General features: G+C 68.2%; 29 protein-coding genes. 21 read left to right on the top strand and 8 right to left on the bottom strand.

Annotated elements, in window-relative coordinates:
- Positions 1 to 327 precede the first annotated feature (327 nt).
- Positions 328 to 549 (top strand): hypothetical protein, encoded by a 222-nt coding sequence (locus A3CE_RS0110390; RefSeq protein WP_020640022.1) that lies wholly within the window; start codon positions 328 to 330, stop codon positions 547 to 549.
- Positions 550 to 623: 74 nt separating this feature from the next.
- Positions 624 to 794 carry an NlpC/P60 family protein gene (locus tag A3CE_RS58500; RefSeq protein WP_245589786.1) on the top strand — a complete coding sequence of 57 codons (171 nt, stop codon included), beginning with the start codon at positions 624 to 626 and terminating at the stop codon, positions 792 to 794.
- A gap of 169 nt (positions 795 to 963) precedes the next feature.
- Here the strand turns inward: A3CE_RS58500 and A3CE_RS53425 are convergent, their stop codons facing one another.
- Positions 964 to 1,764 (bottom strand): HNH endonuclease, encoded by an 801-nt coding sequence (locus tag A3CE_RS53425; RefSeq protein WP_125591854.1) that lies wholly within the window; start codon positions 1,762 to 1,764, stop codon positions 964 to 966.
- A gap of 359 nt (positions 1,765 to 2,123) precedes the next feature.
- Between A3CE_RS53425 and A3CE_RS0110375 the strand changes: the two genes are divergently transcribed.
- Positions 2,124 to 2,633, top strand: coding sequence for a hypothetical protein (locus tag A3CE_RS0110375; protein WP_020640019.1), 510 nt, complete (start codon positions 2,124 to 2,126; stop codon positions 2,631 to 2,633).
- A 31-nt stretch (positions 2,634 to 2,664) separates the two neighbouring features.
- On the opposite strand, the gene A3CE_RS0110370 is transcribed toward A3CE_RS0110375, so the two are convergent.
- The gene (locus A3CE_RS0110370; RefSeq protein WP_020640018.1) at positions 2,665 to 3,039 is read right to left on the bottom strand and encodes a histone-like nucleoid-structuring protein Lsr2; all 375 of its coding nucleotides are present in this window, start codon (positions 3,037 to 3,039) and stop codon (positions 2,665 to 2,667) included.
- A 572-nt stretch (positions 3,040 to 3,611) separates the two neighbouring features.
- On the opposite strand from A3CE_RS0110370, the gene A3CE_RS0110365 reads away from it, so the two are divergent.
- From A3CE_RS0110365 to A3CE_RS0110315, 11 genes are read left to right on the top strand one after another with little or no spacing between them, the layout of a single operon-like run.
- Positions 3,612 to 5,426: a type IV secretory system conjugative DNA transfer family protein gene (locus A3CE_RS0110365; RefSeq protein WP_020640017.1), complete on the top strand. Its 1,815-nt coding sequence runs from the start codon at positions 3,612 to 3,614 to the stop codon at positions 5,424 to 5,426.
- A gap of 5 nt (positions 5,427 to 5,431) precedes the next feature.
- A complete protein-coding gene (locus A3CE_RS0110360) occupies positions 5,432 to 6,292 on the top strand; it encodes a replication-relaxation family protein (protein WP_020640016.1) in 861 nt (286 codons plus the stop codon).
- Positions 6,289 to 7,401, top strand: coding sequence for a ParB/RepB/Spo0J family partition protein (locus A3CE_RS0110355; RefSeq protein ID WP_020640015.1), 1,113 nt, complete (start codon positions 6,289 to 6,291; stop codon positions 7,399 to 7,401). The genes A3CE_RS0110360 and A3CE_RS0110355 overlap by 4 nt, the downstream gene beginning before the upstream one ends.
- The gene (locus A3CE_RS0110350; protein WP_026468344.1) at positions 7,398 to 8,489 is read left to right on the top strand and encodes a DUF4417 domain-containing protein; all 1,092 of its coding nucleotides are present in this window, start codon (positions 7,398 to 7,400) and stop codon (positions 8,487 to 8,489) included. The genes A3CE_RS0110355 and A3CE_RS0110350 overlap by 4 nt, the downstream gene beginning before the upstream one ends.
- Positions 8,489 to 8,803 carry a hypothetical protein gene (locus A3CE_RS0110345; protein WP_020640013.1) on the top strand — a complete coding sequence of 105 codons (315 nt, stop codon included), beginning with the start codon at positions 8,489 to 8,491 and terminating at the stop codon, positions 8,801 to 8,803. The genes A3CE_RS0110350 and A3CE_RS0110345 overlap by 1 nt, the downstream gene beginning before the upstream one ends.
- A gap of 15 nt (positions 8,804 to 8,818) precedes the next feature.
- Positions 8,819 to 11,203 carry a hypothetical protein gene (locus A3CE_RS0110340; protein WP_020640012.1) on the top strand — a complete coding sequence of 795 codons (2,385 nt, stop codon included), beginning with the start codon at positions 8,819 to 8,821 and terminating at the stop codon, positions 11,201 to 11,203.
- Positions 11,203 to 13,155, top strand: coding sequence for a hypothetical protein (locus A3CE_RS0110335; protein WP_020640011.1), 1,953 nt, complete (start codon positions 11,203 to 11,205; stop codon positions 13,153 to 13,155). Before A3CE_RS0110340 ends, A3CE_RS0110335 begins: the two co-directional genes overlap by 1 nt.
- Complete coding sequence (locus tag A3CE_RS0110330; RefSeq protein WP_020640010.1) at positions 13,152 to 13,607, top strand: hypothetical protein; 456 nt, start codon at positions 13,152 to 13,154, stop codon at positions 13,605 to 13,607. The genes A3CE_RS0110335 and A3CE_RS0110330 overlap by 4 nt, the downstream gene beginning before the upstream one ends.
- A gap of 51 nt (positions 13,608 to 13,658) precedes the next feature.
- Positions 13,659 to 14,009 carry a hypothetical protein gene (locus A3CE_RS0110325; RefSeq protein ID WP_125591859.1) on the top strand — a complete coding sequence of 117 codons (351 nt, stop codon included), beginning with the start codon at positions 13,659 to 13,661 and terminating at the stop codon, positions 14,007 to 14,009.
- Positions 13,993 to 14,349 carry a hypothetical protein gene (locus A3CE_RS0110320; RefSeq protein ID WP_245589480.1) on the top strand — a complete coding sequence of 119 codons (357 nt, stop codon included), beginning with the start codon at positions 13,993 to 13,995 and terminating at the stop codon, positions 14,347 to 14,349. Before A3CE_RS0110325 ends, A3CE_RS0110320 begins: the two co-directional genes overlap by 17 nt.
- Positions 14,349 to 14,795 (top strand): hypothetical protein, encoded by a 447-nt coding sequence (locus A3CE_RS0110315; protein WP_020640007.1) that lies wholly within the window; start codon positions 14,349 to 14,351, stop codon positions 14,793 to 14,795. The genes A3CE_RS0110320 and A3CE_RS0110315 overlap by 1 nt, the downstream gene beginning before the upstream one ends.
- Positions 14,796 to 14,811: 16 nt before the next feature.
- Here the strand turns inward: A3CE_RS0110315 and A3CE_RS0110310 are convergent, their stop codons facing one another.
- Positions 14,812 to 15,867: a hypothetical protein gene (locus A3CE_RS0110310; protein WP_020640006.1), complete on the bottom strand. Its 1,056-nt coding sequence runs from the start codon at positions 15,865 to 15,867 to the stop codon at positions 14,812 to 14,814.
- Between the two features lie 99 nt (positions 15,868 to 15,966).
- Between A3CE_RS0110310 and A3CE_RS0110305 the strand changes: the two genes are divergently transcribed.
- Together A3CE_RS0110305 and A3CE_RS0110300 are read left to right on the top strand one after the other, a co-directional pair.
- Entirely contained in the window at positions 15,967 to 16,836 is an 870-nt protein-coding gene (locus A3CE_RS0110305) for an N-6 DNA methylase (protein ID WP_125591861.1), read from the top strand.
- 61 nt (positions 16,837 to 16,897) lie between these two features.
- A complete protein-coding gene (locus A3CE_RS0110300) occupies positions 16,898 to 17,182 on the top strand; it encodes a hypothetical protein (protein ID WP_020640004.1) in 285 nt (94 codons plus the stop codon).
- A gap of 318 nt (positions 17,183 to 17,500) precedes the next feature.
- Here the strand turns inward: A3CE_RS0110300 and A3CE_RS50755 are convergent, their stop codons facing one another.
- Genes A3CE_RS50755 through A3CE_RS50745 form a run of 4 tightly spaced genes read right to left on the bottom strand, consistent with a single transcriptional unit; the run spans position 17,501 to position 20,692 of the window.
- Positions 17,501 to 17,983, bottom strand: a complete 483-nt coding sequence (locus tag A3CE_RS50755) for a flavin reductase family protein (RefSeq protein ID WP_020640003.1) — start codon at positions 17,981 to 17,983, stop codon at positions 17,501 to 17,503.
- Between the two features lie 38 nt (positions 17,984 to 18,021).
- Positions 18,022 to 18,648, bottom strand: coding sequence for a 3-hydroxyanthranilate 3,4-dioxygenase (gene nbaC / locus A3CE_RS50750; protein ID WP_211231842.1), 627 nt, complete (start codon positions 18,646 to 18,648; stop codon positions 18,022 to 18,024).
- Positions 18,645 to 19,088, bottom strand: coding sequence for a RidA family protein (locus A3CE_RS0110285; RefSeq protein WP_020640001.1), 444 nt, complete (start codon positions 19,086 to 19,088; stop codon positions 18,645 to 18,647). The genes nbaC and A3CE_RS0110285 overlap by 4 nt, the downstream gene beginning before the upstream one ends.
- Positions 19,085 to 20,692 carry a 4-hydroxyphenylacetate 3-hydroxylase family protein gene (locus A3CE_RS50745; RefSeq protein ID WP_169523975.1) on the bottom strand — a complete coding sequence of 536 codons (1,608 nt, stop codon included), beginning with the start codon at positions 20,690 to 20,692 and terminating at the stop codon, positions 19,085 to 19,087. The genes A3CE_RS0110285 and A3CE_RS50745 overlap by 4 nt, the downstream gene beginning before the upstream one ends.
- Positions 20,693 to 20,897: 205 nt before the next feature.
- Between A3CE_RS50745 and A3CE_RS50740 the strand changes: the two genes are divergently transcribed.
- Complete coding sequence (locus A3CE_RS50740) at positions 20,898 to 21,683, top strand: IclR family transcriptional regulator (RefSeq protein ID WP_051183760.1); 786 nt, start codon at positions 20,898 to 20,900, stop codon at positions 21,681 to 21,683.
- A 566-nt stretch (positions 21,684 to 22,249) separates the two neighbouring features.
- Positions 22,250 to 22,375 (top strand): hypothetical protein, encoded by a 126-nt coding sequence (locus A3CE_RS59265; RefSeq protein WP_281170593.1) that lies wholly within the window; start codon positions 22,250 to 22,252, stop codon positions 22,373 to 22,375.
- Between the two features lie 101 nt (positions 22,376 to 22,476).
- Here the strand turns inward: A3CE_RS59265 and A3CE_RS0110260 are convergent, their stop codons facing one another.
- On the bottom strand, positions 22,477 to 24,111 hold the full coding sequence (locus A3CE_RS0110260) for an amidohydrolase (protein ID WP_026468340.1): 1,635 nt from the start codon (positions 24,109 to 24,111) through the stop codon (positions 22,477 to 22,479).
- 130 nt (positions 24,112 to 24,241) lie between these two features.
- On the opposite strand from A3CE_RS0110260, the gene A3CE_RS0110255 reads away from it, so the two are divergent.
- The 3 genes from A3CE_RS0110255 (at position 24,242) to A3CE_RS53420 (ending at position 25,902) form a co-directional block, all read left to right on the top strand.
- Positions 24,242 to 25,210, top strand: a complete 969-nt coding sequence (locus A3CE_RS0110255) for an Lrp/AsnC family transcriptional regulator (RefSeq protein WP_245589478.1) — start codon at positions 24,242 to 24,244, stop codon at positions 25,208 to 25,210.
- Positions 25,211 to 25,355: 145 nt separating this feature from the next.
- Positions 25,356 to 25,544, top strand: a complete 189-nt coding sequence (locus tag A3CE_RS54990) for a hypothetical protein (protein ID WP_084641466.1) — start codon at positions 25,356 to 25,358, stop codon at positions 25,542 to 25,544.
- A gap of 151 nt (positions 25,545 to 25,695) precedes the next feature.
- Positions 25,696 to 25,902: a hypothetical protein gene (locus A3CE_RS53420; protein ID WP_020639993.1), complete on the top strand. Its 207-nt coding sequence runs from the start codon at positions 25,696 to 25,698 to the stop codon at positions 25,900 to 25,902.
- Positions 25,903 to 25,968: the final 66 nt, after the last annotated feature.

Raw genomic sequence — 25,968 nt, 5'->3', positions numbered from 1 at the left:
ACCTCGAATACAGTCGAACAGTCCTGCGCTGGGAACCTGGTGTTGATTCGGCGGCACCAGTTGGCGTGCTCGGTCGAAATCGCATGGGGACGACGGTAGAGAAGGGCCGCTCGGAGCGCGATGGTGCATGGGCTAGCACGACCGGGTGAGGCTGCGCTACCCGTGCGGTATAGCTGGCTCTACCTCAGGTCGAGTAGCCGGGAGGAGTCTCCCACCCCGGCTATCCGGATTTCGGCGCAACAGTCTCCCCGTGCGCTGTCCGCTGCGGTCATGCTTTGTCACCCGGTGGCGGGCGTCAGCCGGGCCCGGTGTCGAGGGCGCGGCTGAGTGTCCGAGGGAGACGCGGAGCTTGGCGGCGACGGCGGTTCGGGTTTGTCCGGCTCTGAGCAGGATGCGGGCGTCGGCGATCTGTTCGCAGGTCAGGGCGCGAGGGCGGCCGCCGACGCGGCCTCGGGCGCGGGCGGCGCTGAGACCTTCGCAGGTGCCTTTGACGATCTGCTGATGGCTGCGAATACGGTGAGCGGGAACGATGAAGATCAACTTTTGTAGCCCGAAGAACCGTCGGCTTCGATGCCGGCTTCGACTGCTCAGGCCTCACCAAAGCTGCCTTCGAGTCGGCCGGGATCGATCTACCAGGGACCGCGCAAGCCCAGCACGCGGCCGGACCTCGAATCCCAGCTCAGAACGTCGGCCCCGGAGACCTCGTGTTCTTCGGAACTGGACCCGCTCACGATCACCCACGTCGGGTTTGCCACCTCCGCGACGGAGATGATCAACGCGCCCGACTGCGGTAAGGCGGTGCGTGTCGATCCGTTCGGTCGCAATCTGGTCGGCGTCACACGTCCGGCAGGGAGCTGAGGACGACTCGTTCAGGAACGTGGGCAGGTCTCGATCTGACGCCTGCACGGCGACTCGGCATCCGACTGCGCGGCTCTCGGCGGACAGTGTCGATCACCCGAAAGATCAGAAGCGTTTCCCTGTGCCACCGAGCTTTCCGGCGGCGCGAAGGCTGTTCAGAACGGCGGACCTTGTCATACCCAGTTCGGTGCTGACAGCGCTAAGCAGTTCGTCCCGGTTGATGTCGAGGTCGTCGTGTTGGTCGGCTCCAGGGTGATCGGACGGCCACAGCCCATCCACAACGTCGTCGGCCAGGCTTTTCCAGCCGTCGAGGACCCGCCCGGCGAGGTCCGCGCATTCCGGTGTGGCGACTGCGGCGAATTGTCCGCAGGCCAGGTGGGCGTTTTGCCACTGCCGGGTGCACTCGGCATGGAGGGCGCGTTCCTCTTCGGGATCAACCCGGAGCACGTTTGCGTCGGACGCGGCCATGATGGCTTCTTTCCACGTGTCGAACGCAGCATTGAGGACGCGGTAACCGGACAAGAGCTGAGCCTTCTGCCGGTTCGCTTCCTCCAGACTTGGCTGGGATAGGGAAGTCTGCGTGTCGAGCGCGTGCTGGACCCACGCCTCGTGATCGTGTTTGATCTTCTTGAGGCGAGTGACGGTATAGTGTCCAGGCTGGTCGTCGACCTTCTTGTCGTCGACCTTGCACAACAGAATCAAGTTGTCGTAGGAGTCGAGGGCGACGGCGGGGCCGCGGTTGTGACGAGGGCCGCCGGGAGAGCGGGCCGCGATGTGGGCTTCGTCGCCGACCACGGCTTCGGGATCGAGTGCGGTGCGATCCGCGACAAGGCGACGCTGACAGAGTGCGCACCGATTACCGGACCTGCCCCAGAGGATCTTTCGGTCCTTGTCATTGATGCCCACTGAGACATGATGCCGCAGGGGCGAAGGTGGTCGACGCGTGGGCGTCACCGGCTGGGGCCAGCGGTTGTACTGCAGGAAGCTCGTACAGCCTCCGCGCTGTGGGCGCGGTGGAGCACCACTGATTGGCGTCCGTTCGAACTTCTGGTTGCCACGAGAAGGAACTGGATGAATAGCCGTCGCTGACTCACTTGTCTCGGATCAGACCTGAAGGGCAAGCCGAAGGAGACGGTGTCGTGCATGGGTGCTTTGTGGGCCAGGCGATCGTTGGAGGTAGCGTTGGCGATTCGTTGGGGTGGATACCCGACGGACGGCCTTCTGCTGCTCAGCGGGCTATTCGGGGACCTGCCTCGAATGCCGACATGTTCCCCGGCACGCATGGCCGCCAGGCCATACTGGGGAACAGCGCGCCGAAGGCGCTCCGTCCAACCGACGTGCTCGCGAGCGGCGCGTTCTGGTGGGTGACCACCGCCGTGGTCGCGATCCTGATCGCGGTGTTCGTCCTCCACCGACACTTCCGTTCCCACCACCTCCGCTCCCGTGTCCGGTTCGACCTGCTGCCGACCACGACGTTCGATCCGTCGCCGCAGGCGGTGCTGGCGTTCGCGCATCAGCTGGGGCGGGTGCGGCCGGTGCACGGGTGGGTGCCGATGTCGGCGGTCGGGGTGCGAGTCCGGTTCAGCACGGACGCGGAGTTCGGGAAGATGGTGATGAGCGTGGAGGGGCGCGAGTCGGTGACCGGAGTGCTCAACAAGCTCGTCTACCCAGACGTCGAGATCCGGCGCGCGGCGCCTGGTGACGTCAACGGTGAGGTGGCGTCCGTCGGCGGCGAGGGTGATGTGTCCCTGCCGCCGACGGGCCGACAGCGGTGATCTCTCCCCAGTGATCTGCTGGCCACCGTGGTTACTTCGTGGCGGCGGCGACCCTCTTGCGCGGCGCCCGCTTGCGGGGAGCCCTCGCGGGGGCTTCGGCCTCGGCGGCCTGGGCCTGGTCGTAGGCGGAGATGACCTCCGAGGAGAGACGTCCTCGTTCGGACACCGCGTAGCCGTTGGCGTTGGCCCACGCCCGGATCTGCTGGTTGCGTTCACGGTCGGCCGTGGTGACGGTGGTCGACTGGCCGGTCGCGACGCGGAGTTTCCGCCCGTCGCGCAGGGCGGTGGCGTTGTCGTCGGAGAGGTCGATTTCGTAGCTGACGCCGTCGAGGGTGAAGGGGACGGTCTGGGTGGCGGTGCTGCCGTCGAGGTCGTCCAGGATCTCGACGCGGACTTTCTGGGCCACGTGAATACTCCTCAGAGTGGAAGTGTGCGGGGAACGCGACGTGTGACGCGTTGCACAATGAGCAACGTTCTTTGACGGAGTGTATCTGTTCTTGGGCATCGAGGCAATTTCACCGTCGGGTGCGGCTGTATCAAAACGTGTCGGTTCTTCCGTGACTGATGCCGGGAGCCGTGTGGTGGTTCCCGGGAGGAGAACCCACCGTGGACGGCGAAACCGAGACGCGCTTGCAGGTGGCACGGGCCGAGCTCGTGCTGGCACGGCCTGGTCATCTTCCGTTGCAGGCCTTGCCGGTCCGGCCCGACGATCCACTGCAGACACTGGCCAATGCTCTCGGTGACGTCCGGCCGGACCTCGCTGAATCTGTGCACGTGTGTCTGGATCTCATTCCACTCACGCCCGCCCGCATCCGCCACTACGCCCGCCGTGTTGTTCACAGCTCGCACACAGGAAATGGTGCAGGGCCATTCGGAGCAGTTGCCGACTTCGCTGACGAGCTGATCGGCGAATTCCTGCCGATCGCGCGGCCCGCAGCCGGTGGTCGTGTGCGCGAAGCGGCGAGGTCGGCTCAGCGAGTGGTGAACAAGTTCGTCACCGATGAGCCGGTATTCGCCGTCCAGGTGCTGATCCGGTGTGAGTCGGAAATCTCGGGCCGGGCGCAGGCGCATCTGCGGAGCGTGATCGGTGCGTTCGACGTGTATCGCGGGGAGAACTACTGGCGGGTGCGTGGTCCGCGGGTCTTCGGCTGGCACTTCGGCGCGGACACCATCCTGGTACGCCGATTGTTCGACCGGCGATTCCGGACCGGCCTGACGAAGCCACGGACCGGCTCGCTGGTCACCGCGGGCGAAATCGCGGCCCTGCTGAAGCCACCGTCCGGCCGGTGCCAGTCCCCGGCGATCGCCCGCAGCCGCGGCTGGGTGCTCCCGGCGCCACGCGAAATCCCGACCTACCGGCCGGGGACGGGGACGGGGACGGGGCTAGTGCGGCTCGGATACGTCACCGACGTCAACGGCGACGAGCGACTGGTCGGCGTGCCCCTGCGAGAGCTGCTGTTCTCCGCCCGCTTCGGCAAAGCCGGATTCGGGAAGACCGAAGAGGCCCTGGCTCAGGCGATCGAGATCGCCCGGCTCGGCGGCGGGGTCTGGTTCCTCGACCCGCACGCCGACGGCTGGAAACGCGCCAAGCCCTACCTCTCCGACCCAGCGTTGCGGGCGCGGCTGTGGGAGGTCAACCTCGACGTCCGCGGCCGCGACAAGCATCTGCCCGGCTGGAACCCGCTGAGCATGCAGGGCTTCACCGAGTCCGACATCGAGGACCGCGTCGACGCCGTCGTCACATCGTTCGCCGCGGCCCTGGGCTGGGGAGACGCCGCGCCGCGAGCGAAGTCGATCCTCACGAAAGCCTGCGAGGCACTCTGCTACCTCGCGATGCGGCTGCCAGCCGACTGCGCGCCGACGATCTTCCAGATCCCGACGCTGCTGGACGACGAGACCTGGCGCGAATCGATCCTGCCCACGTTGAAGCCGTCCGTACGCAGGTACTGGACTGACTCATTCCCCAAGCTCGCTCCCGACGCGACGACGGTGGTCACCAACATCATCAACCGGCTACGCACCAGCCCCACGCTCTCGGCGTTCCTCGGCTCGTCGGTGACGACGTATGACGTGCGGCGGGCGATGGACACCGGGCGGATCGTGTTCGTCTGCACAACTGGCACCGGCGAGACGAACAAGCTGATCACCTCGTTCATGATCTACGACCTGTTCCGCGCCGGCCGCTCCCGCGCGGATACCCCGGTCGAGCAGCGGCGCAGGTGCGACGCGTTCGTCGACGAGCTCGCCGCGGTCGACGGCGCCTCCCGCGGCTACCTCGCCGCCATCCTCGAGCAGCTGCGCAAGTACCGGGTCGCGCTGCACGCGATGAACCAGATGCCCGACCGGCTCGCCGCGGAGACACGGCGGGCGCTGCTGCAGAACCAGTCGCTGCTGATGACCTCGGCCGCGGCCATTGACGGCGCGAGGACCGTGGCCCGGGAGTTCGGCGGCCTGGTCCAGCCGGCGACCGTGACCGAGCTGGAGCAGTTCCACCACGTCGTCACCGTCACCCTCGGCGGGCAGCGCACGACCCCGTTCAAGATCCGCGGCCTGCATGTCGACGACGAGTTCGCCGAGCATTTCCACCCCGAGTGGAACGACGACGTCGACCAAGCGCTCGATGCCAACCTCGCTCGCCGCCCGATCGGCGAGGTGCTCGACGAGCTCGAGGACCTGGACGACCGCATCCTCGCCGCCCTGCGGGCCGAGCAGCGGGCGCCGCAGTCGCGACGCGGGCGTCCGCCGACGCGGGGCAGTGGCGCCGCGATCGACCTGACTTCGAGCGTGGAGTGACCGGCATGGACCTCGACGTCGTTCAGCGCGATGCTCTAACCGTCCTGTACTGGCACCGGCTGGTGTCGACTGAGCAAGTCCGGCGGCTGGTTGCCCCGATGTTGTCCGCGGTCAGCGTCCGCGCGAAGCTGGCCGGGCTGCGCCGTGCAGGGCTGGCCGACCGGATCACCCGGGAGCACCGGCCCCGCACGTGGCATGTCACCCCGGCCGGAGCTGAGGCCGTCGAGGCGGCCGGGACGGTCGATGCCCGTGCCTACCGGCTGCCGGGCACCGCGGTCGCGCACCTGCTGCAGGAGCACACCCTCGACGTCGTCGAGACCGGTCTCGCCTTCGTCGAGACAGCTCGAGAGCACGGTCACGAGTGCGGGCCGCTGTCCTGGACGCCGGAGGTCGCCCACCGGTTCCGTGACCGGATCGGAGACCGGCGCGGGGTCGTGATCGCCGACGCCGTCCTGCACTACGTGCTCGAGGAAGATGGCCGTCGCACTCAGCGGACGCTGTTCGTCGAGCTGGACCGCGCGACGATGCCGGTCGCTCGCCTGGCCCCCAAGGTGGTCGGCTACATCCGCTACCACGACCACGCACCAGCAGGGACTGGCCAGCGGTGGGCTTGGCGGGAGCGGTATCCCCGGTTCCCGCGGGTCGTGATCGTCCTGTCCGGCGCCGAGCCTCCGGTGCTCGAGCGCCGGCTCGCCGACCTGCGGGCCCACGCTCAGGCCATGCCTCTGGTGAGCACGGCCGCGGGGCGGGTCGACATGGTCGCGACGACCTTGCCCCGGCTCGTAGATGACGGCCCGTTGAAGCCGGTGGCGATGCCGTTGCTCGGCGATCCGCGGTGGGTGGGCGTGTTCGGCAGGCTGTCGTGACCGAGGCGCCGACCGAGGTCGTGGCGCAGTTCGGGCTGTCGCCGCGGCTGCGGCAACGCCGGTTCGCGCTGCTGCCGCTGCGAGGTGAGGGCACGCCGTTCACCGAGCTGCAGGGTCGGCTGCCGGGCGATGCGACCACGCCGGCGGACCTCGCGGACCTGATCTCCTCGATTGCCAGCGTCGGGGTTCTGCAGCCGGTGCTGGTCGAGGAGATCGACCCGGGCGACGGAACGCATCCGGCGATGAAGCTGGCCGCGGGGGAGCGGCGGCTGCGCGCATGCCGATGGGGTGCGGTCAACCGGCCGGACAACCTGCACTTCGCCGCGCTGCCCGCCGTGGTCTGCCCGGGGCCGCTGTCGGATGAGGAACGGCGGATCTGGCAGCTGGTCGAGAACCTCGCCCGGGAGAGCCTGCGGCCGGGCGAGCTCGCCGCCGCCTTGGTGCTCGACCGCTGTGCCGTCCTGCTGGGCAAGCTGCTGGCCGGCGGCCACGCCGTGCCGGCCGAGGTCTATGCGATCGACGACCCGATCGCGCGCTTCACCGCGATGGAACGCATCCGCGGCAACGACAAGCGCAGCGCCGCGCCATGGGCCGAAGTCCTGACCCGGCTCGGCCTGCAGCTGAGCCCACGCAAGGCCCGCGAGCTGGTGCGCGCGTTCGCCGAGATGCCCCGCGAGGTAGCCGAGGAGATGGACGAGGCCAAGGTGTCGCTGCACACCCGCATCCGGTTCGTTGAGCTGCGTCGCGGCCGGGAGCAAGCCGCCGCCGACATCTGGGCCGCGGTGAAGAACACGGGCCGCACCCGGCTGCTGCCCTCCGCCCTCGCCGCCGCCACTACCAACGAGGAGCTGAGCGCGGAGCAAGCTCTCATCGAGGCCGAGCGCGTCCAGGAGCAAGCCGACGCCGCTCGCGCCGACAAGCTCCGCACCAAGCCCGACGCGCAGGTCGTCAGGGTGGACGCCCGGCTCGTCGAGCGCGCTCTCGCCGCGCTGCGTCAGCTGCTTCTTCTCCTGGTGCAGGGCGCCGAGTTGGGCGAGCACGATCGCGGATCCCTCGCGCTGCTGCTGGATCAGCTCGGTGATGTCCTCCATAAGGGAGCAGCTGCATGAGCACCTTCCTTGGCATGCCCACCGCGCCGGCCGCGCGCTGCGACTGCCGCCGTTGCCCCTGGTACGTCGATGCCGAGCCTGCGGTCGCCATTGCGCCGCTGTGCTCTGGCTGCAACTCCGATTGCGCCTACTGCGGCTGCGCCCGCACCGACTGCCGGGCGTGCCCGATTCGCTGCGGTTCCCGCACCGACATCGACGCCTGGATGCGCGACGTCGGTGGCACCCTGGAATTCGACGACCTCACCGGCACCGCGCCGCTACCGGCCACGGTGCCGTCGTTCGTCCCGCAGGTCGACGGCTCGAGCGTCGCCGAGCTCGACGCGGGAGTGCGGTGGCCGGCGTACGCGGTCGGGTTGCGGCGGGTCTTTTCTCCTCGCACCCACACGCTCTACCCGCGTTGGACCGACGGCCGGACCGCGACCGAGATCCTGGAGGTGCCGGACACCACGCTGACCGTCCTCAGTGGATACGGCGAGGACCCGCTCGTCGAAGCGTTCTGGACCGCGCGGCACCGCGATGAACTCATCACCCGGATCGCGGCCATGCGGTTCGGGCTGGTGCTGGCGCCGAACTACTCGATCTACGGCAACTGGCCCCGCGCCGAGCATCTGATCAACATGCGTCGCTCGCTGATCATCGCCGCCGAGTTCGCCGCGGCGGGAATCCCGACTGTGCCGAACCTGTACTGGTATCGGCTCGAAGACCTGCGCCGCCTGACCGATTGGGTCGTCGAGACCGGGCCGGCGGCGGTCGCGGTCAACGTCCAGACCGTGCGGGAGAACGCGAACTGGCAAAGCTGGACGTTGCCGGGCCTGCATTGGCTGGCCGAGAACCTCCCGCCGACGCTGGTCGTGTTCTTGACCGGGTTGTCGCGGCGGGACCGGATCGAGACCGCGCTCGAGCTGTTCGGCGACCGTCTCGTCGTGATCAGCCAGAACCCCGCGCAGTACGCCCTGCACGGCGCCGTGATGACCGCCGACGGCCGTCAGGACGTCCATGCGCGCATCCCGGACGCTTTTGTCCGCTCGGTTCGCTACATGGCGTCGTTGTTTCCGCACGAGTTCGTCGCCACCGGGGGAGGCAGCTGATGCGCCTGTGGGTCCTGCTGGGCTGGTCACCGGAGTATGGCGCCGCGGTCATCGCGGTCGGAGTCCTCGGCTTCGAGACCGGCGGCGAGATCACCGAGAGCTTTGTCGAGTGGGTCCCGCGCGAGTATGAAGCCGGCCGGATTTGGCGGGAACGCCTCGTCGGCACGAGCCCGCAGGAGGTCGTCGAGCGGATGGCGTTCTGGGCCGAGTCGCTCGTTGCATCCGCTGCGGAGGTCGAGCCGATCGTGCCAGGCGCGACGCTCGAGGCTGCGGTGCGGGCGCAGGTCGACGACGTCCTCGGATCGGCACGCTAGCCGCCGGGCGCTGCGATGGGGACCAACGCGAAGACCGACCACGCCGCTTATGCCGTCGCTCCGGCCGGCCCGAAGGCTTACGCGCCGATCGCCGGCGATGACGCGCTTCTGCAGCACTTCGCGGCGATCTGCGCGCATACCGAGGAGCCCGCGGACACCGCGGAGGAGAACCTCAAGTTCGTCGCCGGCATCGTGCAGGGCGGCATCGACCCGGACGGACTCCCGGCCATCGACGTCCCCGACAACCCGGTCGAGGGTTACGGCTTGTTCTCTGCCGCGGTCGGCGCCGCGCTCGCTGCCGAAAGCCAGGTTTCCGACACTGCCGCCGGGCCCTACCACCAGCAGCTGCAGGTCCTCACGGCCGAGTACCTGGCCGGCCTGTCCCCTGAGGAGCTCGCTGAGATCGCCGCGGCGGCGGGGTTCGATCATCCAGAACTCGTCGGGATCGCCGGGCAGGCACCGCATCCGCTGGCAGTGTGGCTGGACCCGTCTACACCGGTTGGCAGTGAAGCCAAGAAGAAGATCCAAGCTCTCGCCCACGCCCGGCACGCCGCGCTGTGTGCGGGCGAGACGGTTAACGGCAAGACGCTGACCGAATGGAACATCCCGGCGACAGCCGCGGCGCTACCGCTCGGGTTTGAAGGCTGGCCGGCCACCGAGGCTGACCTCGCCGCGGTGCAGGCGGACTTCGACACCTTCGCCGCGGTTGTCGCCAAGCAATGTCAGTCAGTGACGCCGGACAAGATCGCGACGCTGCTGCACTGGGAAAACCAGATCGCCACCGCGCAGAATCCCGCCCTGGCCGGCGACTTCAGCGCCGCGACCGCGGCGGCTCGCCACCAGGTCGACCAGTTGTTGGGGTCCGTCACCGCAGCTCAGTTGAGCACCGCGGTGGCGACCGCGAAGCTCGGCGGGAAGATCGACGAGGACCAGCTGCAGACGCTGGGCGTCCATCAGGTGCTGCAGCTGCTGCGGGCGTCGACGCCTGTAGCAGAGCGGGACGAGATCAGCGGTGTCGTCGCCGAGCGGTCGGCGATGCTGGCCAACTCGAAGGCCTGCGCGGGAGAAGTCTCCGCTGTCCTCGCCGGACCTCTCGATCAGGGGACGGCCGGTGCTCTGGTCCTGCAGGTGCGTGCGATCGCCGAAGTCCATGCGGCCGCTACGACCTGGGACACCGTCGAACCCGCGCCGGTCCACCAGGCTGTGCTGCAAGCCGGGCAATCGAAGGTGCTCGCCTGGGCGGACGAGCAGAAGGTCGCCGATCTCCGGAAATTCGTCGTCGGCAGCGGCGTCGCGACCGCCGCGGAAGCCAGCGTCGCGACCAAGGCGACGCTCGGGAAGCTCCTGCAGGGGCACCTGAGCGCCTCGGCGTCCGACGTCACCACGATCAAGGGCACGCTGAAGGCGACGCCCACGCAGCCGAAACCGGTGGCCGCCTCGCCGGTGATGGGCAAGCCGCGGAGCCGGTTCGGGCTGCAGCACGCGCAGCTCGTCGCCGCCCTGCAGCACGCTCAAGCCGCACACACCGCCGTCCCCAAGCCACTCGATCCCGCGGCCGTGGCGGCCTGGGACTTCGGGACGGGGCAGCCCGCGAACCTCGGCGGCACCCATCCCAAGACACTCCACACCGGACCTGATGGCACGACCTGGATCGCCAAGCGCGAGAGCAAACCCCATGCCGGCGCCATCACCCAAGCCGAAGCCGCCGCCTCGCGGCTGGCGGCGCGGGCCGGTCTTCCGGCTGTGCCGGTCTACGCGACCAAGGTCGGTGGCAACCCGGTCAGCGTGCAGCCGCTGCTGCCCGGGGCGAAGCCGATGTCGGGGACGCCGGCGACTTGGTCGCAGGCCGATGTCGACGAGGTGGTCCGGCTGCACGTCACCAGTTGGGCGTTGGGCAATCACGACGCCCATCACGGCAACGTCCTGCGCACCCCCGCCGGCGGGTTGGTGCCGATCGATCAGGGCCAGGCGTTCAAGAACTTCGGCCGCGACAAGCTCGCCCTCGGCTACCGGCCGAGCACCACGGCGGTCTATCACGAGATCTACGACGCGCACCTGGCCGGCAAGTTGGGCAAGGGTGTGCAGGTCAACCCGGCCGTCGCGCACTCGGTCATCCGCCGGCTCGAGTCCGTTCCCGACGCGGAGTGGCGTGCCACCCTGCACACCACCGCCTACGCCGGCGCGAGCCAGGACGTGACGTGGGTGGCGCCGATGCGCACCCGGGCGGCGAAGACGCACGGCATCGCCGAATCCGCGGTCACCTCGAGCCAGATCGCCGAGTCCTTTCTGGACTACGCCGTCGAGCGCAAGAAGAACCTGCGCCGCGACTTCGTGAAGTTCTTCACCGAGGAGGTCAAGATTTCCTCGGCTGCGGCCCTGCAGCACCTCGGCAAGACGTGATGGGCACCAACGCCAAAACCACCCACACTCCCTACGCCATCGCGCCAGCTGAGCCCACGACCGAGACGCAGCCCGCCCCGGCCGACGACGCACCGGAACTCGTACCCGTCGCCGATGAACCACTCGAGGTCGAGCCGGGACAACTGCCGGTCACCCCGATCCCGCTCACCCCCGACGTCGGCCACGCCTACGGGGAGCCGGTCCTGGTCGGTGGTGCCGACCTGCTCGCCTCCACCGCCACGCTCGTCAGCTACGAGAGCACGGACGGTGCGCGGATCGTGCTGCACGCGCGAGTGGATGAGGACGCGGAGGCCAAGTTGCTGGACGCGCTCAACATCAGCCCCGAGATGGTTCCGACGCAGGTCGAGCAGCAGGTCACCGGCCGGCTGCCGGTCGACGAGCAGCACGCTCTCGCCGAGAAGATCATCGCCGCGGCCAAGAGCGTGAACCACCACATCACCAACGGCAGCCTCGACGCGCAGACGTCGCCGCCGGCGACGACCGCGAAGAAGATCGCCGCCGCCGAGTCCGCGATCGAAGGGCTCGCGGCAGACCTCGGCGACGCGGCGTCCCCGGTGGAGCACGCCATGTTGGACTACTACGTCGGCCGGTTGGAGGCCGTGCAGTGCGCCGCCGCGACCGGTACTCCGATCGACCATGTCGCGCCGTTCCTGCATGAGGGCACCGCGCTGGTCACGGTGATGGTGCCCGCCCTGCCGCCCGAAGCGTCCAGCGAGGCCGCGGTCGCGGTGCTGCGGGACGCCACCAGGATCAAGCCGACGCTGGACACCACCACCGGGCAGGCCAGCTGGGACGGTGCCCGCGCGACGAACGTCCTGGGCAAGGAGTACGCCATCGACCTCGGCGACGGGTTCCAGGCCGTCTACCGCCCCTACAGTGTCAATGACCCGGCGAAGTCGGAGTACTCGCTGCGCGGTCGGCTCGAGGTCATCGCACCCGCAGGCGAGGGCCACGGCCCCGAACTCGTCCGCCGCCTCGGACAACTCAACCTGGCCAACCGCCCCATGACCCGTGACGAAGGCGAGTACAGCTACCTCACCGCCAACGTCACTGCCCAGAGCCTGGGCACGTACGCCGAGGTGGCCGCTGCGCGGGTGACGGGGGAGCACCTGGAGGAGATGGTCCGGCAGGAGATCTTCTACGAACGCGCGCACGAAGCCGTCGGCATGACCGATACCCAGCTGGCCGGCTTCGCCAAGGGCATTCAGCTCGAAGCCCACACCCGTGCTCTGCCGGCGAAGGTGCAGGTTCTGCGGGACGCGGTCGCCAAGGCGACCGGCTTCGCTGACGGCGCGGCGTTGGCCGGCAGTCCCGGCTATGACCCGGCGCCGCAGCGGTCGGCCGGCTGGCTGACGTGGAGCCGCTTCGACGTCGGCAACTCACTCCCTAAGCTCAGCGGCGCCGTCGTGGGTCGGTCGCTGGTGCACAAGACGTCGGCTGCCGGGCTGAAGGCGATGTTGACCACGGGGGTGCTGGCCTCGACCGAGCGCCGCACGACGATGGGCACGCACCAGGGCGTCGGCATGAGCGAAGGGGCGGACAAGCTCAGCGGCGGGGCGAGTTCGGTGTTCCTGCGCGTCCGTAAGACCTCGTCGCTCGGCTCGGAGCCGAGTCTGGTGTGGGATCAGCCTGAGCGGCTGCTCGCTCGCGCGGACTACTACGGCGCCAACGCGGACACCTACGGCGCGGTCAACCCGGCCGGAAACCACTCGGTATCGAAGGCCACTCGCGACCCGTTCAAGATTGCGAAATTCACCAGCGCGAGCAACGAGGTCATGTTCGCCGATGGCATCGACCTGCTCGGTCCTCAAGGCCCCAGCCGGATCCTTTGCGGTAGCACGGCCCAACGGGACGAGATCCGCATGATGCTGCTGGCCAAGGGCGTCACCACGATCGCCGGCAAACCCATCGAGAAGGTCGTGACCGTATGACTTACAGCAGACCGCTCTCCCCGGCACAGCTCATCGCCTGCTTGGACGATCTGCTCACCGGACGCGGCGACGATGCCGGGGACGACCTGCCCGGCGCGGAGCTTGTCGTGTTCGACGAGGACCGGGAAGTGTTCCGCGCTGCTCTCGCCCGCCACGTACGCCTGGATGACGAGGACCCTGACGTGATCTGGATCCGCCCGATCGTCACCGCGGCCGGGGCGGGCTCGGGCCTGCCGGTGTTCGACCTGGCGATCGTCCGCCGTCGTGCCCTGCACGTCGCCACAGCTCGGCGCGTCGGGCGGCGCGTCGGTCTCCACCTCGTCACCGGGCAGCGAGCCTATGTCCAGCCCGCGCGCGGCCCTCGGCTGGCGGTGCTGCAGGACTTCGACACCTGGATGACCACCCTGACCGCGGCACAGCGCGCTGAGATCGACGCACTCGATCAAGACTGAATCCACAGCCCTGGAGCCATGTCTTCAGCGACGGCGAGGCGGGTGGTGGGGATGCAGAACGTCAGCGGGCCGGTCCCGCAGCTGGAAATGGTGGAGTGGGTCGTCGACCACCAGGAGGCACACGGCCACCTACTCATCCACGGCACGACGCTCGGCGAGATCGTCGGCCGGGCAAGGGCAGCGCTCACCCGGTGGGCCGCCGGCACGCCCGGCGGCGTCCGGCTGAAGATTCTTCATGCCGGTTGGTGGCAGGCCGAGCCGTGCCGGTGCCGCCGGTCGCTGGCCAGCTCGAACCATCCCGGCTGGCACTACCACCGTGCTACCGCGGGCGACGTTGGTGCGTGGCGAGGTGCCGAAGTCCGTCTCGTGCTCAACCCGTGTCGCCATGGCGGTGATCGATGAGCCTGCTGCTGCAGCTGATCGCAGCGGGCACGCCGGCCTCGCCGTGCATCAACGCCCCATGACCGAGGACATGTCTCCGGTAAAGCAGCCGGCGATCGGAGACGACATGGACGACTACGCCGAGAACGACCTCGACTATGCCGCGACCTCCGCGGCGCAGCGTTTCGACCTGGACCAGGCCCAGGCCCGCGAACTGGTCGACCTGGTCGCAGACGCCTTTACCGAAGGTGGCGACGCCGTCGAGGACGCCGCGTGGGACGTGCAGGACCGCGAGCCCGGCGTGGCCGGCGAGGATTTCGTCGACGACGTCGCCGAGAACCTCGGCTACGACCTGCCCTGATGACCGCCGCACCTGACGATGGCGCCGCGCGCTACCTCGTGCTGCAGCGCAAAGGCACGCTATTTCCCGCGATCGCCGCCGCGGCCTACCAGCTCGTTCACTCGCCCGTGTGGCGCGGGCGGCACCCGGTCGATCCTTCACCGCTGCTGGCGACGCTGGAGGCCGCTGCCGTGCAGGTCGCGTTCTTCAGCAACCAGGAGCTCAACGCCACGTTGGAACGACTCGTCACCGCGGGGCACCAGTTCGCGGCCGGGACTCAGGCGATCCAGGCCCGCAGCAGGCCGAGCTTCGGCGGCGCAGTCGAAGAACCGGCCCGAGCAGAAGACGACGCCGCACGCCGCGCACTCGACCGGGCGATCACTGCATTCGTCGAAACAGCACGGGCGGACTTGGGTATCGCGGAGCCGTGGCTGCCGATCCATCCGACATCAGACCTGCATTCCTGACCACGCCCCAGATCCATCATGAAGCCGGACGGCGATCGACGGGCGTGTCAACGAGGTTCACCGTCTTGGAGATTCGTACGGGGGCATCGGCTGGTCCGCGCCAGTGGCCTGCGATCGGCGTCAAGCGGCGAAACTGTCTTCCCGGGCCGTAGGCCTGGTTGCGGATAAACGGTGCGACCGGGAACCGGACGCTGACGGTGCGACCGCTCGGCTCTCCCGGCCTTGCGGAGCTGCGAACGCGTTTGCGGCTGACGGAGACGACGCGGACCGGCGTGGCGTTGTGACCGGCGCGCTCCGCGCGGATGCGTTGCGTGCGGGGAAGGTGTTCCTCGGACGTCTCGGTGAGTGTGTTGGGAGTACAGAAGATCCATGCTGCGTGGACGGTTTGCAGCCAGCCCAGAGTTGTCTTCGCGGCGGCGGTCCGCCGGGGGTCGACCGCGCGCACTCCGTCTCCGGGATCCGGCACTTCCGGACGCCCGGCACCCCACGGCATGTAGACCTCGTTGTCCCAGGTGAGTTCCGCGGCTTGCGACCGGGCCATGACGTCGGCCTCGCGCGGGTTCGCCCCGGCGGCGCGTGCGAGACGGCGGAGGGCGGTGAAGTCCGTGGCGCTCCAGAACGTGACCCACAGCCCGCCGGTCGAGCTGGAAAGCAAGTCGGTCTCGCCCCACGACACCGCCACGATGTCGATGCGCACGCCGTCTTCGCGGACGTACTCGGCCATCGGGTCTGCGAACAGCATGAACCCGGTCTGCGCCGGGATGTCGTGCGGCTGAATGCCCCACTCATCCTTGAGGCTGGGCGCTGCCTGCCGGATCAGTGTCGTGATGTCGGCGGTTACGTAGAAGAGCTGTGCGTGGCGCAGCCGTTGGTGCTCGTCCTCGAGCAGGAGAGCGGCGCCAAGTTCAGGGCTGGTGTCAGGGCGGATCGTTCCGCGGCCCGCCTTCAACGCCGCCATCGTGAACAGGTACGCCGGCTCGGACCGCAGGTGGCCAGCCAGGTGCTCGCGCAGCGTCGGCAGCTGGCGGGGAAGAGGTGGTTCCCAGACAGGTGAATCGGCTGGCTGACTCATCGGGCGACCTCCAGAAACCTTGTGTACTAAGTTCTCGTGGTTTACCGTAAGCAAACGTTGAGTACGAAGTCAACAAGGTTTGCTTTGAAGGAGGACGCCGTGAACGATCCGAAGCACCGAACAGGCAAGTCGGGCGCCAGCTCACCCATCGACGCGGAATGCCACGCCCTGAAAATCGCGGTGGACGTCGCCGAGGCCTGGCACAAAGGCAGCGGCCCGGCACGGCCCGCGGTGCCGTTGGGGGTCGTGGCCACCATCGCGGTGGCCGGGATGAACGCGCAGCATGGCCCGGGACTTGCGCAGATACTGCGCAAGCAGTCGCCCGAGGAGTTCATCACCATCGCCCGCTACACCTGGGCGGTGACGCTCCACCTGCGACCGGACCTGACAGCCTGGGCCTATCCACTCCTGGGCTGGCTGTTCGAGAACAACGACCAGCAACTGCGGGCCCGGATCAAGCGGACAGCGGACGCGGCCCTGGACGCCCGCCAGCTCGAACTGACCGCCACCGACCGCCGCTACGCCGCCGACCTGCTCGGCCCGGTCCTCGGCGCACTACGGGCACCGGCCAACGCGAAGGTCAACGCCCAGATGTACACCCCCGGCGACGTCGCTCGCGCCCTGACCGCGCTCACCCTCGACGACATCAAGCCCGGCCAGTCGTTCTGCGACGACACCGTCGGCACCGGAGGTCTCTTCCGGGTGGCCGTCGAGACGATCCGCAGCCGCGGCCTGAACCCTGCGGACATGGTCTGGGTGGGCGCCGACATCGACGAACTCGCCGTCGCCGCCACCGCGGTCAACAGCGTGATCTGGCAGCTCGGACCCCGGATCGTCCTCTACGTCGGCGACATCCTGACCCAGCCGGACTGGCCCGCCGAAGCCCAGCGGCGACGCGCCCAGTTCCTCGAACAGGCCGACGGGCTGTTCGCTGCCGTGAACGTACTGGACTTCCTCAAGCGGCTGTGACCTGACACGCCAGGAGCGTCGAAGATCGAGGGTGGCCGCCGCGACCTGCTAATTTCGCTCGGTGGATCCCGTCGAGCACACGGTCGAGGACGGCCCGCCCGCCGAGGCGGGCACGACCTACCGCTACGTCGACATGGTCGAGATCGGCGCCTGGTTCGGCATCGGCCACCGCGCCGTCGCCAACTGGCGCACCCGCTACGCCGACACCCACCCCTTCCCCGAACCGGACGTCATCATCGGCCGCACACCCGGCTGGTCCCGCGACCGCAAAGGCGAGATCGAGCTGTGGGCAGCCGGCAGGGCCGGCCCCGGAGCGGGCGGAGGACGCCCGCGTAAAGAACGATGAGCACGGTTCGTCACCGCCTTCGACGTCGAATTCCAAAGAGTGGGTCGACACAGTCGCGGTGGGGGGAGTCCACCGGCCCCTGGGTATGCTCACCAGGCTCCGCCGCCAGATCATCGCCGCCCGATTTCTTCCGTCATCCTGTCCGGACCAGTCACGTCTGAGGAAATCCTGGAGGTCCAGGTGGCCCAGGCACAAGCGGCCGCATGAGTGCGAAAGTCGAGCTGGTCGAAGACGAGGTGAACACGAACCTCGAAGGGTGTGCGGTGTGGTGCGGCCTCGGAGTCCGCTGTGGCGCGTTGCGGCCGACCTGGCCTTTGACTACCAGCCGAAGCGTTCGAGGAAAAAATCATCGGCGAACTCAGTGCCGCCGTCGTGCATCTCCTTGAAGCGGCCGGAGTGAAACACGAGCGGTGGCTTCGGGTGACCACGGAACTCCTCGACATGACCCAGTACCAGCTGATGGTCTCCGGCCTGCACCGTCTCCGCCACCGAGCAGTGCAGGTTGGCGACGGAGCCGGGCACCCAGAACCGGGCGCCGTCGCGGGTGACGAGGTCCTCGCGGAAGTCCGCGCCCGCTCGGGCAAATGCCACTGCGATGTCGCGTTGGTCGGCCGCCAGTACCGACACTGAGAACGTTCCGGATTCCGCGACGGCGATGCCGGTCCGAGTGCCGTCAGCGAAGGCAACCGCAATCAGTAGCGGCTCCAGCGACACCGAGGTGAAGCTGTTCAGCGTCATGCCGGCCGGATCGGACGCCCCCGCACTCGCCACCACGCACACGCCGGTCGGAAAACTGCCCACACAGCGCCGGAATTGTCTACTGGTGGAAGCAACGGTCCTCACCACGACCGTCCACGGATCGCGGTGAGCGGATCCTCGGAGTAGGGATTGTCCTCTTCGAGTAGTGCGACCTCGTCCGACCAGCCCTCGGGCTGCTCGGTTACGTGCCTGCAGGCGCTGCAGGTGCGGTTCTCCAGCGAGTTGTAGAATGCGCGCTGGACAAGCGGCAGCTGCTTGATGATGTCCTCGAGCACGAAGTACTGCTCGAACAGCTTCGCGTTGCAGGCGTTGCAGAAGTAGAGGAAACCGTCGCGCTCGGTCGGCACCCGATGCTTCTCGATCACAATGCCCATCGTGTTCGCCGGACGCCGCGGCTGATGCGGTTGACGGGCTGGGACGAGGAACATCTCGCCCTCTTTGACTTCCTGTATGGTGATCTTGCCGTCAATGTAGAGGCCGACCTCAATGTCGCCGCTAAGCTGGATAAACAGCTCCTCGCTCTCGTTGTAATGAAAGTCTTTGCGGTTGTTCGGGCCGCCGACGGCCATGACGATGAACGTATCGTTACCCTTATAGATTGTTTGGTTGGTGATCGGCAGGAGCATGTTGGTTCGGTTGAGGTCGAGCCACGCCTGGAGTGAGAACGACTCCAGGGGCCGCATGACATCTCGGGGTTCGGTTGTCATCTCTGCTCCTCTCCAGGTTTTGGTGCTACGGCAACTGCGCGAATCTCGATGAAGTTCCGGCCGGGCAGTCCGGCGACGCCGATCGTGGTGCGGACGGGCTGTACGTCCGGGAAGACCTCCGCGAACACCTCGTTCATCGCGGCGAAGTCGTTCATGTCGACGAGGTAGACGTTGACCTCGACGACATCGTCGAGCCCGGCCCCGGCGGAGGCGAGAACACTGGAGAGGTTACGGAAGCAGCCCCGGGCCTGCACGCGAATGTCGTAGCCGACTATCGTGCCATCCTCATCCAGGTCGAGGCCGGCCTCAACCCAGGTATCCGGGTCTTTGCTGCCCTGTCCGGCGCAGAAGATCAGACCGTTCGCGACGATCGCGTGCGAGTAGCGGCCGGATGGGGCCGGCGCGTTGGTGACCTTGGTGATGCGCGCAATCTGATTCACGAGCGCATCATCGGCGGACGCCGGTCGATCTTCGCGGAGACGGGCGTGGCGCCTGAGACGATTCCGGGACCCTCGGCTGCTCCCACTCGCAGGATGCGCTTCCCGAAGGGGAGCACCATAGCGGCGGTCTCGTCGAGCGCGTCGTCCAGCGAGTACGACTCGAGCGCGGCGTCCACCAGCGATTCGAAGACGCCGGGTTGACCCTCGTTGAGCAGTGTGGGCAGAAATGCGTATGGCGCACCCAGGTAGAAGCGCTCGTACTGCTCGTGCCGGGAGCCGAACTCCGAGCCCAACACGTCCCAGGCCAGCTTCATCAGCTGCACCCGGCGGCGAGAGCCCTCGCCCGGTGCGGTGATGTATCGCTCGATAAGCGCACCCTCCTCAGGATCGAGCAGGTCGCGGTAGGAGCTGGGGAGTTGGATCAGTGCACTCCCGCACAGCTCCTTGATCGCGCTGACGAACGACACGTACAACGAAGGACCCAGGGCGCGCCCGGACAGGGTGATCGATCGATTTGGCTGGACTACGCCGGTTAGCTCGTTGTGAACCTCGTAGTCGGCCTCGGCCGCCAAAACCATCGAGCGGAAGCCGTGCACCTGCGCTATCAGCTGGCCGAGGGCCATGCGCACCGTCGGTACGGCGAAGCTGCCGTTCAGCTTCGCGATCTTGAGCGCCAAGCCTGCCAGGAACTCAAGCTTCGTCCAGAGTCGGATTGCCGATTGGTTGCACATGTAGACGAAGCCCGGGGTGTCCCACCACTGCAGGTAGGCGGTCGGCACGTCCCGGTAGACGAACACCTTCTCCCACGGAATATGCACGTCCTGGAAGACGACGGTCGCGTCGTTCTCATCGAAGCAGGTCGAGAACGGCTGGTCGAACAAGCTCTCCGCGCTGCGCTCGTAGGACCGCCGGGCGATCATCCGTAGCCCGGACGCGTTCAGCGGGACGGTGAAGGCCAGAGCGTTGTCCCGGTCGTCGAAACTGAGCGGCTCGATGGTGCCGATCTGGATCTCGTCGCTGAGGATCGCGCCGGTGGCTACGGTCTTCGCGCCACTCACCACGATGCCCGAGTCCGTCTCCCGAACCACCCCCAGCACAATCGACGGGTCCACCTGATCCCGGACCGGCTTGCGCTTGTCCACCATCGGGTTGGCGATCGAGTGCGCCTGGAAGACGTCTCCGTCGCGCAGCCGCTCGTATTGGGCGATGACGTGCGCAGGGTAGTCACGGGTGCTGTCCGAGGTGAAAACGTGAGGAGCTGAGGCGAAGCCGGCCCACATCGACGCTTTGTAGTCAGGGGTGCGACCCATGTAGCCGAAGGTCGCCTCCGACCACAGCTTGATCGCCTTCCGACGGGCAACGAGGTCCTCGTACGATCGGGGGATCTGGAACGCCCGGTGAGCGGTTCGCCCCGTGTCGTCGACGGTGTAGGTGAGTACGTCACGGTAGGCGGGGTCGTGCTGCATGTCGTACAGTCGAGCGATGGAGCGGGCGCTGTGGCGAAACGCGGGGTGATCGGCGACCTGAGTGATGCGCTTACCGTCGAGCCACACCTCGCGGCCGTCTTCCAGCCCTTTTCGGTACTCCTCGCCGGTTCTGGCCACGATCGCCCTCCAAGTATTGCGCGGTGGCCGGGAACGTTCCGGCCGATCGATAGAGGACAGGCTGCCGGCCCGGTGGCGAATCGGACAGCGACTTCTCACGTCGCGAGAGACTGACCGCTTGCAGCGTGGCTCCACATGGGAAACTAGCTGGCCAGGACACAGGTTTGATGGCGGCTTGCAGTCGCCGCGGAGCGAGGTGGTCGGTGTGGCGGGCGGCATTCCGGGAGACTCGTTCCTTGCGCGCGTGGTACGCGTCCTCGAGGCGTTCAAAGCCGGAGAGGGGGCCTTGTCGGTCTCGACCATCGCTCGGCGGACAGGGCTGCACGTGGCCACAGCGTCCCGCATCATCGCGGCACTGGTGGACTGTGAATTGCTGATCCGTGATGCCGATAGCCAGGTGCGGGTCGGGTTGCGCATGTGGGAGATCGGGCTACGGGCGTCTCCGACCCTCGCCCTCCGGGAGGCGGCACTGCCCTACATGGAGGACTTGCACGCGACAGTGGGGCAGCACGTCCAGCTCAGCGTGCGGTACGGCGCGGAGGTGTTGTTCGTCGAGCGGTTGTCGGCGCCGCAGGCTGTGCCGAACCGAAGCCACCTCGCGGGTCGGCTGCCGTTGCACGTGTCGTCATCGGGGCAGGTACTGCTCGCGTTCGGTCCCGCCTCGCTGCAGACGGAAATCATGTCGCAGCCCCTCGCGCGGTACACGGAGCGCACAATCACTCGGCCCGAGGTGCTGCGACCCCGGTTGGCGGAGATCCGGGAGCGAGGATTCGCGTTGTGCGCCGGACATCTGCACCCCGAGGCGCAGAGCATCGCAGTGCCGATCCGGCGGAGTGCATCCTCGGTGGTCGCTGCGTCCCTATCCGTCGTTCTGCCGAACGGCCGCAGTCCCGTGGCCCTGGTGCCCGTTCTCGCCAGCACGGCACACCGTATTTCCCGAGCACTCAGCTCAACGTACGCTTCGTCACAGGACGCTGATATCGAGCTGTAGCGGCAGGGGCGAGCGAAACGTCTGGTCTATTCATACCTTCAGGCGTGATTTCGGACATATGGCCAGGTTCGATTTCAACTGTCCACACCCGTCGAGCCACACTGCGGTTTCTCAGTAGCGTCCGTGGTGTTCGTCGTGGGTGTGGCGAGGGCCTGCTTGGACGATGTGGCCGATGCGGTGGCAGGGGCTGATGTGGTGGAGGGCCCGCCAGCGAACTGGCGCCCGGCCAACGTCCCCCCCTGCGTCGCCCTGCTCGACGGTGTGCTTCCCCGTGTTGTCGTTGATGTCCGTTTTGATGACGCCGACTCGACGGAGTTGATTCGCATCTCAGGGAACGCCTTCGCGTACTGCACGGTGGGCATGTTGACCGCAGTCTTGGACGCCGGGTGGGCGACGTCCGGGTAGAACTGAGTGGGATGCGCGGGGTCGGAGCGGTTGTTCAGCGAGGCCAGGCCGCCGCCGACGTTTGACACGACCGGTGCTTCCGCGTGCTGCAGCAGGGCAGGAACGCGCGGGTGACGCGGACGGTGCCGAAGACGTTCGTCTCTAAGGTGTTAGTCGTCGGGTTGACCGGAAGAGGTGCGAAGGTCACCCCGGGACTGCCGCTGTGGCACCCGGAACCGGGGCTGAGCGACCTGGAGCCGGACGACATCTACGTCGGTGTCGGACGCAAGACCCAAGGCCGTCTTTGAGAAGTCTCCTGGAATACGCCTCGCACGGTCTTCTCCCCGCAGTAGTTCCCGGCGCCACTCTCGACCCGACACAGCCCGGTAGTTCACCCGGAAGCCCGGCGTCAGTCAGTCTGATGGGTGATGCGTCCTTCGATTGCGGTGAGCGCGGGTGCGAGTGCGGTGAGCTGGTCGACCGGGCAGGTGAGGGGGTCGACGGGGTAGGCCACGAGGTCGGCGGGTGCTCCGGGGGTGAGAGGAGTGCCGGAGTGGCGTCCGAGGAAGTGTGCTCCCGCGGTGGTGTACAACCGCAGGGCTTCGGCTCGGGTGATCGCGTGCTCCGCGCCGAGGGTCCCCATGGGAGTGTGGCGGGTCGTCATGTCGTGCACTCCCTGCAGGGGATCCAGGGACACGACGGGGTGGTCGGTGCCCGCGCTGATCCACGCGCCCGCGTCCAGAAGTTCGCGGAAGGGGAACATGGCGGCTGCGCGGTGCGGTCCCCAGGAGGCGATCACGGGGGCGGCGAGGCCGGTGAGCAAGGCCTGCTGGACGGTGATGTGCACCCCGAGGGCGACGGCCTCGGCGATCTGCTCGGGGGTGATGAGGCCGCCGTGCTCGATGACGAGCATTCCGGGCGGGAGGCGACCGTGGCGGTCGGTGACCACGCGGATCGCCTCCAGGAGCAGGGCGATGGCCCGGTCACCCAAGGCGTGCGTGCCCACGGGCCAGCCACGCTTGACGCAGGTGGCCAGTGCCTCGACCAGGTCAGCGCGTTCCCAGAGCAGCCGACCGGTGAAGCCCGGCCGGTCGGCGTAGGGCTCCGAGAGCGCTGCCGCTTCGACACCGCCGTCGAGCACGAACTTCAGGCCCCATACGCGGAGCCTGCCTTGCGCGGGTTTCGGGGTGATGCCTTGTGCTTCGAGGCCGTCGAGGTAGCCGGAGACCGAACCGGCGGCGTCGATGGCCTCGGGCATGGTCCAGATCATCGTGTGGCTGGCGACGGAGAGCCGCCCGGCGGCTTCGGCGCGGCGGTAGGCGTGCCATTCGTGGGGCGTGACGGCGGGGTCGCGAACCGTCCCGATGCCGTGGGCGGCGTAGTGGGCGGACGCTGCCGCGAGGCCATCGGCGAGGGCGGCTTCCGGCGGAGGCGGCACGATCCTCGCGACCGGCTCCAGTGCGGCGTCTTGGAGCCATCCGGTCGGGCGGCCTGCCGCGTCGCGACCGACGAAGCCGCCGGGGACGTCCGGCGTGTCGGGGCCGATCCCCGCCAGGCGCAGCGCGACCGAGTTCAGCACCGCGTTGTGGCCACCGCGCAGCACCAGCACCGGGTGGATGCTCGTTGCCCTGTCCAGTTCGGCGGCGGTGGGCAGCCGTTTCTCGGCGAGCTGGAGCTCGTGCCAGTCGGCGGCAGTGACGATCCATTCGCCCGCGGGGGTGTCGGCCGCGCGCCGGCGGATCAGCTCGACCATGCTCGTGAGGTCGTGTGCCGCGGAGACCGGCACGCCCAAAGTGTTGCGGGCGGCCAGCATCAGGTGGTTGTGGGTGTCCACAAAGGCGGGTAGCACCACCAGCCCCGGATCGTCGACGGTGATGGTTTCGGGGCCGGTCCACTCCCGCAGGAGGTCGCGCTCCTCGCTGGGGCCGGCGACGGCGACCACTGTGCCGCCCCTCGCCGCGAGGGCGGTGATCGGCCGTTCCGGTGTGCCGAGGGTGTGCACAGTGCCGGCGCGCACTACCAGATCCGCATTCCGTCCGTTCATCGCACTCCTTCCGTCGTCTTGACTTCCGGGCCGGCGCGCCGGCCCGGAACGAGTCTGCGGCTCGCTCGGGTGTTCTCGCCATCTTCAGGGTGTTTCGTGCAGACATCACGACACCAAGAAGCCGATAATGATGATCGTGCGCCAATTGCTCGACGAAACCGACCGCCGGATCGCGGCCGCCCTCCTGGCGGTGCCCCTTGCTTCCTGGAGGGAGGTCGCCACCGCGCTGAGCCTGTCCGAACGCACTGTGGTCCGGCGCGCGGGGCCGCTCCTGCACGCCGGCACGATCCGGGTCACCGCCGTCCGCAACCCCCGCTGCTTCCCCGGGCTGGTGCCCCTCGCGCTGCGCATCCGCTGCCGTCCCCGGCAGATCCTCACCGTGGCCGCCGCACTCGCCCGCCGCCCCGACACCGTGTGGGTCGATCTCCTTGGCGGAGGCGACGAGCTCAGCACCGTCCTCTTCCTCGACGGGCCCGAAGCGCGCAACACGTTGCTGCTGCGCGATCTGCCCGCCACCAAGGCCGTCGACTCGTGGACCGCCCACACGCTGTTGCAGGCCTCTCCGGTTCCGTTCGGATGGACGGGCGGCCTGCTGACCGCAGCGGAGGCCGATGCGCTCGGTCGGCGTCCACTCACGGCGATGCCCACCGCACTCGCTCCCGACAGTGTCGACAACGCCCTCATCCAGGCGCTGACCGCGAACGGGCGGGCCAGTTACATCGAGCTGGGCCGGCAGGCCGGCATCACTCCGCTGGTCGCGCGACGGCGGTCGGACAGACTGGTCGGCCACGCCGTCCGGCTGGTGGCCGAGGTCGATCTCGCACTGCTGGGCATCGGCTGCGAGGCGCTGCTGTGGATCCAGGTCGCCCCCGGGGCGCTGCGCCGGACGGCAAGCAAGCTCAGCAATCATCCCCGTGTCCGCTTCGCCGCGGTGACCACCGGGCCGGCCAATCTCCTCGTCGCCGTGGCTGCGGAGGACCTCGATGCGCTGTACGAGCTGCTGACCGACTCTCTCGACGCCGTGAAGTCCGTCTCCGCCATCGAGACCACTCCGATTCTGCGGACCTTCAAACGCGCTGGGCTGCTCCGCCCGGCCTGATCGGCCGGTTTGCCGAGATCTTGGCGCATGAGCTGCATCAGCGGACGTCTGTGCCGATTTGTCTACAACAGTGGCTTTGGTGGAACGGCGAGCCTGCGTAGGAGCAGACCGTGACTGACCACGGTGCCGGTCTGAGCCGTCGGAAATCGTCGGCGCACCCGATCACGCGCACCTCACACCCGGATTTCCGGTCGGCAAGCGTTTCTGCTCGCCCGAGGTGGTGCGCGTCGCCGAGGCCCACCTGGTGCACCTGGGACACCACGCCCGCGCCGACGGCCGCTGGCGCATCTATGCCTTCGCCGACGCCCCGGTCCCGCCGAGGCCACCGAGCTAGGTGGATGGGCCGCCTGAATGATCGACACGGCGTCGCCAGTGCATCGCTTCGGGCAGGAGGAAGGACGTCGGCCTCATCGTCGACAACGCCGGCTTCGGCCAGCACGGCGGCTTCCTCACCGCCGATGGCGCCGGGGAGATCTACTCTCCGGGTGCCCTGCGAGGCGGTCCTGGGCATCACCCGCGCCGCGCACCCGCCCATGCGCGGCCGCGGCGGTGTCGTCAACATCGCTTCGGTGGCCGCGTTCCAGCCGGCCATCGGTTCATTGCCCGCGAAAGAACTCTGGGACGTGCGGTGCAGGGTGCTGGGCATCTCCCGGGACTGCCCCGAGTTTCCGGTCACGCGTTTGCCGTCGTGAAGACGTAGCGTCCGCTTGGCACCGTGTACAGCCGGTAGGTGCCTTCCGATCCTGCTGGGACGGCTC

Source organism: Amycolatopsis balhimycina FH 1894 (genome assembly GCF_000384295.1).
Classification (GTDB): domain Bacteria; phylum Actinomycetota; class Actinomycetes; order Mycobacteriales; family Pseudonocardiaceae; genus Amycolatopsis; species Amycolatopsis balhimycina.
The sequence above is the reverse complement of the archived record's forward strand: the minus strand, read 5'-3'. Positions and strand labels throughout refer to the sequence as shown.

Coding starts and splice junctions, on each gene's coding strand:
- A3CE_RS0110375 (WP_020640019.1), top strand. CDS start 2,124: ATGTTCCCCGGCACGCATGGCCGCCAGGCCATACTGGGGAACAGCGCG.
- A3CE_RS0110360 (WP_020640016.1), top strand. CDS start 5,432: ATGGACCTCGACGTCGTTCAGCGCGATGCTCTAACCGTCCTGTACTGG.
- A3CE_RS0110350 (WP_026468344.1), top strand. CDS start 7,398: ATGAGCACCTTCCTTGGCATGCCCACCGCGCCGGCCGCGCGCTGCGAC.
- A3CE_RS0110345 (WP_020640013.1), top strand. CDS start 8,489: ATGCGCCTGTGGGTCCTGCTGGGCTGGTCACCGGAGTATGGCGCCGCG.
- A3CE_RS0110340 (WP_020640012.1), top strand. CDS start 8,819: ATGGGGACCAACGCGAAGACCGACCACGCCGCTTATGCCGTCGCTCCG.
- A3CE_RS0110335 (WP_020640011.1), top strand. CDS start 11,203: ATGGGCACCAACGCCAAAACCACCCACACTCCCTACGCCATCGCGCCA.
- A3CE_RS0110330 (WP_020640010.1), top strand. CDS start 13,152: ATGACTTACAGCAGACCGCTCTCCCCGGCACAGCTCATCGCCTGCTTG.
- A3CE_RS0110325 (WP_125591859.1), top strand. CDS start 13,659: ATGCAGAACGTCAGCGGGCCGGTCCCGCAGCTGGAAATGGTGGAGTGG.
- A3CE_RS0110320 (WP_245589480.1), top strand. CDS start 13,993: ATGGCGGTGATCGATGAGCCTGCTGCTGCAGCTGATCGCAGCGGGCAC.
- A3CE_RS0110315 (WP_020640007.1), top strand. CDS start 14,349: ATGACCGCCGCACCTGACGATGGCGCCGCGCGCTACCTCGTGCTGCAG.
- A3CE_RS0110310 (WP_020640006.1), bottom strand. CDS start 15,867: ATGAGTCAGCCAGCCGATTCACCTGTCTGGGAACCACCTCTTCCCCGC.
- nbaC (WP_211231842.1), bottom strand. CDS start 18,648: ATGACAACCGAACCCCGAGATGTCATGCGGCCCCTGGAGTCGTTCTCA.
- A3CE_RS0110260 (WP_026468340.1), bottom strand. CDS start 24,111: ATGAACGGACGGAATGCGGATCTGGTAGTGCGCGCCGGCACTGTGCAC.
- A3CE_RS0110255 (WP_245589478.1), top strand. CDS start 24,242: ATGATCGTGCGCCAATTGCTCGACGAAACCGACCGCCGGATCGCGGCC.